An 11,851-nucleotide genomic window follows, 5' to 3' on the forward strand; every position below is an offset into this window, starting at 1 on the left:
TCACAGCTTCCCCCGGATGCTACGCGAGCCGGACACCGTGGTGGGCATGAGAACCCACCGCGACATCCGGCTCGCGGAAGCGCTATTCAATTGTGGTTTGAATCACACGTGCGCGATGGTGGACCAGCCGGCGACGTCCTGCGGCTGGCGCGGGCCGGGACCGGTGTAGATGGCAGCCGGGCGGACCAGCTTGCCCAGCTGCTTCTGCTCCAGGATGTGGGCACACCAACCGGCAGTGCGGCCACAGGTGAACATCGCGGGCATCATGTGCGCCGGGACCTCGGCGAAGTCGAGGATGACCGCCGCCCAGAATTCGACATTGGTCTCGATGGCGCGGTCCGGACGGCGCTCGCGCAGTTCGGCGAGCGCGGCCTGCTCGAGCGCGGCGGCGACCTCGAAGCGCGGGGCGTTCAGGCGCTGCGCGGTGGCGCGCAGCACACGCGCCCGCGGATCCTCGGCCCGGTAGACCCGGTGGCCGAAGCCCATCAGCTTTTCCTTGCGGTCCAGGATGCCCTTGACCAAAGCGCGTGCGTCACCGGACTTTTCGACGGCCTCGATCATCGGCAGCACGCGAGCGGGCGCACCGCCGTGCAGCGGACCCGACATCGCGCCGATCGCACCGGACAGCGCCGCGGCGACATCGGCGCCGGTCGAGGCGATAACCCGGGCGGTGAAGGTGGAGGCGTTCATGCCGTGCTCGGCCGCGGAAACCCAGTAGGCATCGATGGCCTCGGTGTGCCGCGGATCCGGATCGCCCTTCCAGCGGGTCATGAACCGTTCGGTCACCGTGGTGCATTCGTCGATCTTCTGCTGCGGCACGGCGGGCTGGTATATGCCGCGCGCGGACTGCGCGACATAGGACAGCGCCATCACCGAGGCGCGCGCCAGATTCTCCCGCGCGGTCTCGTCGTCGATATCCAGCAGCGGCTGGTAGCCCCAGATCGGGGCGAGCATGGCGAGTCCGGCCTGCACGTCGACGCGCACGTCACCGGTGTGCACCGGCAGCGGGAACGGTTCCGCGGGCGGCAGGCCGCGACCGAATTCACCGTCTACCAGCAGTGCCCACACATCGCCGAAGGTCACCCGCGAGCCGACCAGGTCCTGGATATCGACGCCGCGATAACGCAGCGCGCCGCCGTCCTTATCGGGTTCGGCGATATCGGTGGTGAATGCCACCACGCCTTCCAGGCCGCTGACGAAATCAGGGGGTACGGCGGTTTGCCCGCTGGGCACCGCATGGCTGGTAGTCATTCTGTGACTCTCCTTGCACTTCGGTTCGTTATCCGTAGCGACTGCCTGCAGGTCGCTCGAAAGGACCAGCAGCGACTGGCTCGCAGGTCGCTGGAAAAGGCCTGTTCTCGTCGAGGAGGGTGTGGCTCGCCGAGCACATGCCGATCAACAAAACCTTAGCTCCCTGCTACCGCGGAGTAACGTCTGGCCCATGCGTGACCTGGACAATTCATCTCTCGGTCAGGAAATGGCCGCAAACGATCGGGTGCTTTTCCCGGCGAGCGATTTGGCCGCCATGCGAGTCGACTACGGCGGCATGCCATTCGGCAGCGGTGAGGACACCGATCTGGACGAAACCTGGCTGGCAGGCGGCTGGGAGCCGCTGCTTCGGCACTGGATCGAACAGGCCACCGCGGTCGGCATCGCCGAGCCGAATGCCATGGTGGTCGCGACTGTGGCACTCACCGATATCGGGCCGCGTCCGGTGGCCAGGACGGTGCTGTGTAAAGGCCTCTCGCCGGAAGGTGTGACTTTTTACACGAATTACGACTCGGCCAAGGGCAACCAGCTGGCTGGTGTCCCATTCGCCGCCGCGACCTTCGTCTGGCCCGCACTGGGTCGACAGGTGCACGTGCGCGGGCCGGTCGAGCAGGTTTCCGCCGAGACAACCGCCATTTACTGGCGTTCCCGGCCACGCGATTCGCAGTTGGGCGCCTGGGCCTCGCGCCAGTCCCGGCCGATCGCCTCACGCGCCGAACTCGATCGCACGCTGGCCGAGAGCACGGCCCGCTTCGCCGAGGTGGACGAGATCCCGGTGCCGCCGCACTGGGGCGGTTATCTGATCCGCCCCGACGAGGTGGAGTTCTGGCAGGGCCGCCGGGGTCGGCTGCACAACCGGATCCGGGTACGGGTCAGCGGCGACGTCATGACGGTCGACCGACTACAACCCTAGAAAGCCCACCCGTCACCCGGCCACCACCCGTCATCGAATCGCTCCGCGATGCTGTATCTGTATCGTCAGACCCCAACATTGTTGGGCTGCTGACCGACTCATTACGCTGCGATCGGTGAAACTGCTCGCCGACACCACCCCGCTGCGCTATCCCGAGTTCCGACGGCTGTGGACCAGCAACATCGTCACCGTCGTCGGTTCGCAGTTGGCCGTGGTGGCCGTGCCGCAGCAGATATTCGAGATCACCGGCAGCTCCGGCTATGTCGGTCTGGCCGGACTGTTCGGCCTGGTCCCGCTGATCGTGTTCGGTCTGTGGGGCGGTGCGCTGGCCGATGTGATGGACCGGCGCAAACTCATGCTCATCACCAACTGCGGCACCGGCGTGACCGCAGTCGCCTTCTGGGTGCAGGCCGCGGCCGGACTCGAGAGCGTCTGGATTGTGCTCGGCCTTTTCGCCGTACAGCAGGCGCTGTTCGCGGTGAATCAGCCGACGCGCAGCGCCGCAATTCCGCGGCTGCTGCCCACCGAACATCTGGCCGCCGCCAGTGCGCTAAGCATGACCGTGCAGCAGACCGGCGCCATTGCCGGACCCGTGCTCGCGGGTGTGCTGATCCCCGTTGTCGGCCTGTCGACCCTGTATCTGATCGACGCGATCGCGCTGCTCGCCACCATCTGGGCGGTGTGGCGGCTGCCTGCCATCCCACCGACCGGAACCGCGCGAAAGGCCGGATTCCGCACCGTCCTGGACGGTTTCGCCTATCTGGCGACGCAGCGCATCCTGCTGGCCTCCTTCGTGGTCGATGTGATCGCCATGGTCTTCGGCATGCCGCGGGCGCTCTACCCGCAGATCGCGCATGAGACTTTCGGCGATCCGGCAAGCGGCGGCGTCGCGCTCGGTCTGCTGTTCGCCTCGATGTCGGTCGGGGCGGTGCTGGGTGGGGTGTTCTCCGGTTGGATCTCGCATGTGCGCCGCCAGGGGCTTGCGGTGGTGGTTTGCATCGGGCTGTGGGGGCTGGCGATGGTCGGCTTCGGTGTGGCCGTCGGCTGGACCGGGCACGGCCTCGGCGTCGGGCCGGGACTGTGGATCGCATTGGCCTGCTCGGCCTTCGGCGGCGCGGTCGATATGGTTTCGGCCGCGCTGCGCATCGCCATGTTGCAGACGGTCACCACCGACGAGATGCGCGGTCGTCTGCAAGGGGTCTTCATCGTGATCGTCGCGGGCGGTCCGCGCATCGGTGATGTTGCCCACGGTTTTGCCGCAGCGAGCTTGGGTACGGCGGTGGCCGCGGCGGGCGGCGGTGTGCTGGTCGTTATCGGGGTGGTGCTGGCTGCGCTCGTGTTCCCGGCCTTTGTGCGCTATCGCGTGGCCAGATCGCAGTCGGTGACCGTGCCGGGATGAGTCATAAACCTCACCTGAGCAGAAGTTGTTTGTGAGGTCGGCCGGTGGGCACCCTCGTTCTCGGGCCGCGCGAGTAGCGACTAGCGTCTACGTGAGAGCACCGCCGTGCCGACCGCACCCCGATGCCGACGGTCCTAGCCTGAGAGGGATCCTTCCGTGCCCGAAAAAGACCACATCAACGACGCCAAGCCGGTTTTGAGCTACCCCGGCGGCGAATATGCCATGACGATCGCCGAAGCCAAAGAAGGCAATGACGGCGTCGATCTCGGCAAAATGCTGGCCAGCACCGGGTACGTGACCTACGACCCCGGATTCATGAACACCGCGCCGACCAAGTCGGCGATCACCTACATCGACGGCGAAGCGGGCATCCTGCGCTACCGCGGCTACCCGATCGACCAGCTCGCCGAGTCCTCGACCTTCATCGAGGTCAGCTACCTGCTGATCTACGGCGAGCTGCCGACCCAGGCACAGCTGGACGAGTTCACCGACCGGATCCGCCGCCACACCCTGCTGCACGAGGACCTCAAGCGGTTCTTCGACGGCTTCCCTCGCAACGCGCACCCGATGCCGGTGCTGTCCTCGGCGGTGAACGCGCTTTCGGCGTACTACCAGGACTCGCTGGACCCGAAGGATCCCGAACAGGTCGAGCTGTCGACCATCCGACTACTGGCGAAGCTGCCCACCATCGCGGCCTACTCGTACAAGAAGTCGGTCGGCCAGCCCTTCCTCTACCCGGACAACTCGCTGAGCCTGGTGGAGAACTTCCTGCGGATGACGTTCGGCTTCCCGGCCGAACCCTACGAGGTCGACCCCGAGATCGCCGCCGCCCTCGACATGCTGCTGATCCTGCACGCCGACCACGAGCAGAACTGCTCGACCTCGACCGTGCGCCTGGTCGGCTCCTCCGACGCCAACCTGTTCACCTCCGTCTCCGGCGGCATCAACGCGCTGTGGGGCCCGCTGCACGGTGGCGCCAACCAGGCGGTGCTGGAGATGCTGGACGGCATCAAGGCCGAGGGCGGCAACGTCAAGGAATTCATCCGCAAGGTCAAGAACAAGGAAGACGGCGTGAAGCTCATGGGCTTCGGACACCGCGTCTACCGCAACTACGACCCGCGCGCCTCGATCGCCAAGAAGCATGCCGACGCGATTCTGTCCAAGCTCGGCGGCGACGACGAATTGTTCGATATCGCAAAGTCTCTCGAAGAGGCCGCGCTCACCGACGAGTACTTCATCTCGCGCCAGCTGTACCCGAACGTCGACTTCTACACCGGTGTCATCTACAAGGCCATGGGCTTCCCGACCCGCATGTTCACCGTGCTGTTCGCCATGGGCCGGCTGCCGGGCTGGATCGCGCACTGGCGGGAAATGCACAGTGAGCCTTTGAAGATCGGCCGTCCGCGCCAGATCTACACCGGTTACGGTCACCGTGATTACCACGAGATCGACGGCCGCTAATTTCAACCGAATCCACCATCACCTATCAGAGGGGATAGCCGAATGACCAAGCCGGAGATCGAATTCCAGGCGGGCCCAGCTCCCACCGAGCTGGTTATCAAGGACATCGTCGAGGGCGAGGGCGCCGAGGCAGTGCCCGGCGGCACCGTCGAGGTGCACTATGTCGGCGTGGAATTCGACTCCGGTGAGGAATTCGACTCCTCCTGGAACCGCGGTGAATCCATCAGCTTCCCGCTGCGCGGCCTGATCCAGGGCTGGCAGGATGGCATCCCCGGCATGAAAGTCGGCGGACGCCGGCAACTCACCATCCCGCCGCAGCTCGCCTACGGCCCCGTCGGTTCCGGCCACAAACTCTCCGGCAAGACCCTGGTCTTCGTGATCGACCTGCTCAACGTCGTCAACTGACCTGAATCCTCCACCGCGGCCCGTGCTTCCATCCCGTTGGAAGCACGGGCCGCGGTCATCTCCTAATGCCGTATTCGCGCCGCGCACGATTTAGCGCGCCACGCACGATTTCGTGGGGACAATCGGTGCGTGGCGGCGCAATTCGTGCGCGGCAGTGGGCATTCAGTGCTGGTGTCGCTTTGCGGGACGTGTGCACGGCGCGATGCCTGAGACGCGAAAACCGGTCCGGGAGTGCGGATGACGGCTGCTGCCACCGTCATGCATCCCGGACCGGTTTGCGGTATGTGTGCCTTACTTCGGCGGTGCGGTGACCTTGACCGGCTTACCCCATGCCGACAGGGTCACCTTGATGGTGCCCGGATCCCGCTTGACGACAGCCTGAACCAGGTTCGGGCCGTTGCCGGGGGAGGCGGCGTTCGACGGCAGGGCCGAAGCCGAACCCGACGGCGGGGCGACATCCGCGATCCACAGGGTGATCGGGAACGTGCCCGCCGGGTCACCGGACTTCGGGACGATGGGATCGATGACCGTGGAGTCGATGGTTCCGGTCAACTTCACGGTGTCGGTGCCGTCGACCTTCTCCCGGCCCTCCACCTTCGGGTTCTTCACCTGGGCGATGAGGTTGGCCAGACCCTTGTCCTTGTCCAGGATTACGCCCGGGTCGTAGATCTGTTCCGCCGGACCGATTTTGGCGTAGGCGGAGGAGCCACCGGTCTGTGCGTACATTTCCTTGTCGACGACCAGGAACTTGGCCTGGATGAAGTCGGCCTCGGGCTTGGTCCGGACCTTCGCCTCGCCGATCGCCTGTCCGGCGCCCTGCGGCTGGTTGGTCACATCGGCCGAGACGCTCTCCACCGGGAGGTTGGTGAGGTTGTCCACCTTCAGATTCAGGTGCACGGCCTGCAAGGTCTGGGTGGTCCGCGCGGACTCCTGCACGATCTGCGCGGCCTCGGGCAGTTGCCCCGAAGGCGGCGCGGAAGAGGTGGTCTTCGAGTCGGAGCTGGAGTCGCAGCCTGTCACCAGTGCAGCGAACATCGACGCCGCGACCACGGCGGGCACGAGTCCCGGTCGGCGAAGTCGGATTCGGTGCGAGGTGTGTGCTCGCGCTGTCAGATCACTCAATGTTCTGCCCCCAGAAGAGTGCGAGGTCGGGTACGACCGGATGGTTTGACGGGGACAGCTGGTGCTGCCGCCCGGTGTAGTGCAGCATTTCGCCCGCCAGATTAGCCTGTCGCGCAGGCTAACTCGACCCGGTTCGCAAAGCGAAGTCCAGGCGAGCCGCGCATGCTGCGGGTGCCGACGTTACCCTTGGTTCGGTCTTCTCGCACAGATCGGGGGGAATCCGACGCGAAAGTTACCGGGTTAAGGGATTGTTTAGTGAGATGTAAGGCGCTGCAAGCACGATGCTGTCACGAAGGCTCAGACGGTGTGGTGACTTCGGGGGGGACATCCGGTTCGCCGGATGAAGCGTCCCCGCGCCTGTCCGCGATACACGCCATAACCACGGGGCCGACAACGGCCACCGAACCGCGGATCAGACACGGAGGAATGCGATGACGAACAGCCAGCCAGAAGCGGAGGAGCGGGACTTCCATAGACCGCCCGGCCCGCCTCCTGGCGGTGGCCCGCAACTGTCGAATGTGTGGGTTTACAACGGAAAAGCCTACGATCTGAGCGAATGGATCTCCAAACATCCCGGCGGCGAGTTCTTCATCGGGCGAACAAAAAATCGCGATATCACTTCCATCATCGGCTCCTATCACCGTGATCCCGAGCGAATCGGGCGAATGCTCGAACGGTATGCGTTGGGGCGCAACGCATTACCTGAGGACATTCATCCGAAGGCCAACGCACCCGACTTTCTGTTCAAAGAGGGTTTCGACAGCTGGCAGGACACTCCGAAGTACCGATTCGACAATAAAGACGATCTGCTGCACCAGGTCAAGGCTCGGCTGAAAGAGCCGGAGTTGGCCGCGCGACTGCAGCGCATGGATACGATCTTCAACCTCGTGGTCGCCGTACTGGCCGTCGCGTACTTCGCGGTGCAGGGTTTGCGCCTGTTCGAGCGCAGCTGGATGCCGCTGCCCGTCTTCGTCATCCTGATGGTGCTGCTGCGCAGCTCACTGGCCGGATTCGGCCACTACGCGATCCATCGCGCGCAAAAGGGTCTGAACAAGATCTATACGAATACCTTCGATTTCAATTACGTCGCACTGGCTTTCGTCACCGCGGACGGACACGCGCTGCTGCACCATCCGCATACCCAGAGTGAAGTCGATATCAAGAAGAACGTCTTCACCATGATGATGCGGGTGCCCCGGTTGTATCGGGTGCCGATTCACACCCTGCACAAATTCGGGCACACGGTGACCGGCATGACCATTCGGCTCCTCGATGTCTGCCGCCTCACCCGCAAAGTCGGCATCAAAGACATGTACGGCACCTGGGGTGGTGCGCTGCCGCACTTCATCGGTTCGTTCGGTGTGCGCGGGCTATTGCTCGGCGAGTTGGTGGCCTTCACCCTGGCGGGCGACTTCTGGGCCTGGGCACTGCAATTCGTGGTGACATTGTGGATCAGTACCTTCCTGGTTGTCGCTAGCCATGATTTCGAAGTCGAGGCCGAGGAACTTCCCGCCTCCGATACCGAGGACTGGGCCGTCAACCAGGTGGAGCAGGCCTACGACCTGAAGGTGATCGGAAATCGTTATATCGACTGCTTTCTCGCGGCCGGCTTGAGTTCGCACCGCGTCCATCACGTCCTGCCGTTCCAGCGTAGTGGTTTCGCGAATATCGCCACCGAGGACGTATTACGCGAGGAGTCAGCGAAATTCGGCGTCGAGTGGCTGCCGGCGAAGAGCTTCTTCACCGATCGGTTCCCGAAACTCTGCCGCACCTACCTGCTGTCGCCCTCACGCGAAGCCGAGGAACGGAATTGGGGCTTCGTCCGCGAGCATTGCTCGCCGGGGGCGCTGAAGACCTGTGCCGTCTACACAGTGCAGGGATTCACCGGAATCGGCACGGTCTGAATCGATTCCGGAGATCGACCGATCGAACCGCTGGGTTGGCGCGGCGCCGATCACCATTTTTCACAAGAACGGGGAGAATTTCGTGTCAATCACTATCGATGAGGGAACGTCGGCGGCTCGTCAGGGGGACGAGCGCGGCCACGGCCTCGTGCAGTACGGGCTGCCGCCCGCGCCGCCGACCACGGTCGGGGTGATCGAGAGCATCGCGACCGGTGCGCCGAGTCAGCTCGTCGACCAAGCCGACGCCGCCGATCGGGTGGCCGAGCTGTTCACCGATCCGCAACAGCGGGCGCGGATTTCGCGGATCTACCAGAAGACGAAGATCGACAGCCGCCGCCTGGTGGTCGATCCGCTCGATCCCGAATTCCTGCAGTTCGGCAGGGAGCGCGGCACGATCCGGGACCGGATGAATCTGTTCTACCGCCACGCGGTTCCGCTGGCCGTCGATGTCGCGGGGCGTGCCCTCGCCGGTATCGAGGACGCGGCGGCGGAGATCGGCTTGCTGGTCTTCGTGACCAGCACCGGTTTCATCGCACCGGGCGTGGACGTCGCGGTGGTCAAGCAGCTGGGGCTGTCGCCGTCGGTCGGACGGGTCGTGGTGAACTTCATGGGCTGTGCGGCCGCGATGAACGGCATTCGAACTGCCGTGGATTATGTTCGGGCGCATCCGGATAAGAAGGCGATGGTCGTTTGCATCGAGCTGAGCTCGGTTAACGCCGTCTTCGACGACAACGTCAACGATGTGATCATCCACAGCCTGTTCGGTGACGGCTGCGGTGCGGTGGTCATCGGCGCCAGTCAGGTCCAGCAGCCGCTGGCGCCGGGCAAGGTGGTGATCCGGGACAGCTTCAGCCAGCTCTTCGACGGTGCCGAGGACGGCATCGTGCTCGGTGTCAATCACAACGGCATCACCTGCGAGCTGTCGGAGAATCTGCCCCAGTACATCTACGCCGGGGTCGATCCCGTGGTCACCGAGGTCTTGGGCCGCAATGGATTGCAGAAATCCGATGTCGATCTGTGGGCCATCCACCCGGGTGGTCCGAAGATCATCGAGGAGTCCGTGCATTCGCTCGGTATCGCGCCGGAGCGGGCGGCGCTGAGCTGGGACGTGCTGGCCAGGTTCGGCAATATGCTGAGCGTGTCGTTGATTTTCGTGCTCGAAAAAGCAGTGTCGCTCGGCGACTGTTTGGGGAGTGGTCGGGCGACGGGCGGGCTGGTTCAGCAGGAGACGGCGAAGCCGATCTCGACCGGTGTGGCGTTCTCCTTCGCCCCGGGGGTCACCCTCGAAGGCATGATCTTCGACATCATTCGCCGATAGTAAGCACCGTTCTCAGCCAAAATCGCCCGTTGAGCCAAATCGCCTGTTGAGCCAAATTGCCCGTTGAGGAGCGCAGCAACCATGCAACTCATCCGATTCCTCATCTCGATCTCCTGGATGCGGATCGCGGCCGTCATCGCCGCGGGTCTCATCTGCGGTGCGGCCAACACCTTTTTGGTGACCCTCATCAGGGGTGTGGTGTCGCCGGAACCGCATCCGCACATCAATATCCAGAGCTTCGCCCTCACGGGCCTGGTCATTCTGGTCAGTGGCGTGGTGTCGCAGGTGCTGCTGATTCGCCTTGCCCAAGAGGCGATCTACCGGCTGCGCGCGGATCTGAGTTCCGGGATTGTCTCGGCTCCGCTAGAGCATCTGGAACGGCTCGGCATGCACCGCCTGATGGCGACGCTGACCGAGGATGTGCGTTCGCTCTCGCAGGCGGTGACCGCCATTCCGAGCATCTGCATCGACGTGGCCACCATCGTGGGCTGCTTCGTCTTCCTGCTGGCGGTGTCGGGTCCGCTGTTCGCGGTGACCGTCGCGGGCACGCTGCTCGGAATCGCTTGTGTCGAGCTGATTCTCAGGCGGGTGCGCAATATCTACCGCGAGGCGCGGGAGAACGAGGACGCGCTGTTGCGGTCGTACCAGGCCGTGACGCTGGGCATCAAAGAGTTGAAGCTGCATCGGGGGCGCCGCCGCGATTTCATGCAGCGGCATCTGCTCGGTTCGGCCGCGACGCTGCGTGCACAGAATGTCGATGCCGGCTCCAAATTCTCAGTGGCACAGGGCTTCGGGCAGGCGCTGCAGCTCGGCACCATGGCGCTGATCCTGTTCGTGCTGGTCGCCCCCTTGGATCTGTCGCGTGATGTGATGGTCGGGTATGTCCTGGTGACGACATTCCTGGCGATGCCGATGCAGAACTTCATGCACCGCATCCCGGATCTGCTGCGCGGTGATGTGGCGCTGGCGAAGATACGCGCGATGAATCTGTCGATGGAGACCATGCACGATGAGCAGCGGTTGCCGTTCACGGACCGTCCCACCGTCGATGCCGCGCGGCTGGAGCTGACGAATGTCACCTACAGCTACCGGATGGAGCCACCACCGCCGTTCCCGCCGGGGCCGGGCGGGCCTGGTCCTCGTGGGCCGAGAGGTGGCGCGCATCCGCCCGGCCGGGGTCCACGTCCCGGCGGGCCGCTGCCGGATGTCAACGGGCATCGGTTCGTCGACCACAGCGGACACGACAATCGGCCGATGCCGCTCGGCCCGCCACCGGAGGCGAGCAATGGCGAGGCCGGGTTCCGGCTCGGTCCGCTCGATCTGGTCTTCGAACCCGGCCAGATCACCTTCATCGTCGGCGGTAACGGCAGCGGCAAATCCACGCTGGCCAAGCTGATCACGGGACTGTACGTGCCACAGACGGGCACGCTGTCGCTCAATGGTGAGCCGATCGACCACGAGAATATCGAGTGGTTCCGGCAGAACTCCTCGGCGATCTTCACCGACTTCCACCTGTTCGAGGAATACCTGGGGTTCGATCGGCCCGGACTCGATGGTGAGGTGCGCCGTTATCTCGAGGAGTTGCAGATCGCGCACAAGGTGACGGTGCAGGACGGGCGATTGTCCACCATCGATCTGTCGCAGGGCCAACGCAAACGGCTCGCGCTGTTGACCGCCCTGCTCGAGGACCGGCAGATCTATGTCTTCGACGAGTGGGCCGCCGACCAGGAGCCCAAGTTCCGTGATGTCTTCTATCAAGAAATCCTCACCGAACTCAAACAGCGCGGGAAGACCGTCATCGTGATCACCCACGACGATCGCTACTTCCACCACGCAGACCAGTTGGTCAAACTCGATTTCGGCAGGGTGGTCGAGGCGAAGCGGACCGAGGAACCCACCGGCGCCGAGCTCGCCTGATCATCTGCGGTCCTTACCGAACTCTCAGACTTCGGTAAGCGACGATGCCAATTCTGAGCTCTAGGGTCGGCAGGTGTGACTAAGCGTAGCGAAGGAACCAAAGACACAGCGCTGCCGGTCACGGCGGAGCCGAGCGCTAGCGC

General features: G+C 64.3%; 9 protein-coding genes. 7 read left to right on the forward strand and 2 right to left on the reverse strand.

Annotated elements, in window-relative coordinates; genetic code table 11:
- Positions 1 to 102: 102 nt before the first annotated feature.
- Positions 103 to 1,251, reverse strand: coding sequence for a citrate synthase 2 (locus ACIBJI_RS16970; RefSeq protein ID WP_364347139.1), 1,149 nt, complete (start codon positions 1,249 to 1,251; stop codon positions 103 to 105).
- Positions 1,252 to 1,441: 190 nt separating this feature from the next.
- Here ACIBJI_RS16970 and pdxH point away from each other — a divergent pair, with 190 nt between their 5' ends.
- The 4 genes from pdxH to ACIBJI_RS16990 all read left to right on the forward strand — a co-directional run bounded on the left by pdxH (position 1,442) and on the right by ACIBJI_RS16990 (position 5,447).
- Positions 1,442 to 2,182, forward strand: a complete 741-nt coding sequence (pdxH, locus tag ACIBJI_RS16975; protein WP_396959378.1) for a pyridoxamine 5'-phosphate oxidase — start codon at positions 1,442 to 1,444, stop codon at positions 2,180 to 2,182.
- A 115-nt stretch (positions 2,183 to 2,297) separates the two neighbouring features.
- Positions 2,298 to 3,581, forward strand: a complete 1,284-nt coding sequence (locus ACIBJI_RS16980) for an MFS transporter (protein WP_364347143.1) — start codon at positions 2,298 to 2,300, stop codon at positions 3,579 to 3,581.
- A gap of 156 nt (positions 3,582 to 3,737) precedes the next feature.
- On the forward strand, positions 3,738 to 5,042 hold the full coding sequence (locus ACIBJI_RS16985; protein ID WP_364347145.1) for a citrate synthase: 1,305 nt from the start codon (positions 3,738 to 3,740) through the stop codon (positions 5,040 to 5,042).
- A 42-nt stretch (positions 5,043 to 5,084) separates the two neighbouring features.
- Complete coding sequence (locus ACIBJI_RS16990) at positions 5,085 to 5,447, forward strand: FKBP-type peptidyl-prolyl cis-trans isomerase (RefSeq protein ID WP_364347147.1); 363 nt, start codon at positions 5,085 to 5,087, stop codon at positions 5,445 to 5,447.
- 291 nt (positions 5,448 to 5,738) lie between these two features.
- Here ACIBJI_RS16990 and ACIBJI_RS16995 read toward each other — a convergent pair whose 3' ends face one another.
- Positions 5,739 to 6,569, reverse strand: coding sequence for an LppX_LprAFG lipoprotein (locus ACIBJI_RS16995; protein ID WP_364347149.1), 831 nt, complete (start codon positions 6,567 to 6,569; stop codon positions 5,739 to 5,741).
- Between the two features lie 431 nt (positions 6,570 to 7,000).
- Here ACIBJI_RS16995 and ACIBJI_RS17000 point away from each other — a divergent pair, with 431 nt between their 5' ends.
- The 3 genes from ACIBJI_RS17000 to ACIBJI_RS17010 all read left to right on the forward strand — a co-directional run bounded on the left by ACIBJI_RS17000 (position 7,001) and on the right by ACIBJI_RS17010 (position 11,708).
- On the forward strand, positions 7,001 to 8,473 hold the full coding sequence (locus ACIBJI_RS17000) for a cytochrome b5 domain-containing protein (RefSeq protein WP_396959374.1): 1,473 nt from the start codon (positions 7,001 to 7,003) through the stop codon (positions 8,471 to 8,473).
- Positions 8,474 to 8,561: 88 nt separating this feature from the next.
- The gene (locus ACIBJI_RS17005; protein WP_364347370.1) at positions 8,562 to 9,791 is read left to right on the forward strand and encodes a 3-oxoacyl-[acyl-carrier-protein] synthase III C-terminal domain-containing protein; all 1,230 of its coding nucleotides are present in this window, start codon (positions 8,562 to 8,564) and stop codon (positions 9,789 to 9,791) included.
- Between the two features lie 81 nt (positions 9,792 to 9,872).
- Positions 9,873 to 11,708: an ATP-binding cassette domain-containing protein gene (locus ACIBJI_RS17010; protein ID WP_397084798.1), complete on the forward strand. Its 1,836-nt coding sequence runs from the start codon at positions 9,873 to 9,875 to the stop codon at positions 11,706 to 11,708.
- Positions 11,709 to 11,851: the final 143 nt, after the last annotated feature.

Source organism: Nocardia sp. NPDC050408 (assembly GCF_044458905.1).
Classification (GTDB): domain Bacteria; phylum Actinomycetota; class Actinomycetes; order Mycobacteriales; family Mycobacteriaceae; genus Nocardia.

Coding starts and splice junctions, on each gene's coding strand:
- ACIBJI_RS16970 (WP_364347139.1), bottom strand. CDS start 1,251: ATGACTACCAGCCATGCGGTGCCCAGCGGGCAAACCGCCGTACCCCCT.
- pdxH (WP_396959378.1), top strand. CDS start 1,442: ATGCGTGACCTGGACAATTCATCTCTCGGTCAGGAAATGGCCGCAAAC.
- ACIBJI_RS16990 (WP_364347147.1), top strand. CDS start 5,085: ATGACCAAGCCGGAGATCGAATTCCAGGCGGGCCCAGCTCCCACCGAG.
- ACIBJI_RS17000 (WP_396959374.1), top strand. CDS start 7,001: ATGACGAACAGCCAGCCAGAAGCGGAGGAGCGGGACTTCCATAGACCG.
- ACIBJI_RS17010 (WP_397084798.1), top strand. CDS start 9,873: ATGCAACTCATCCGATTCCTCATCTCGATCTCCTGGATGCGGATCGCG.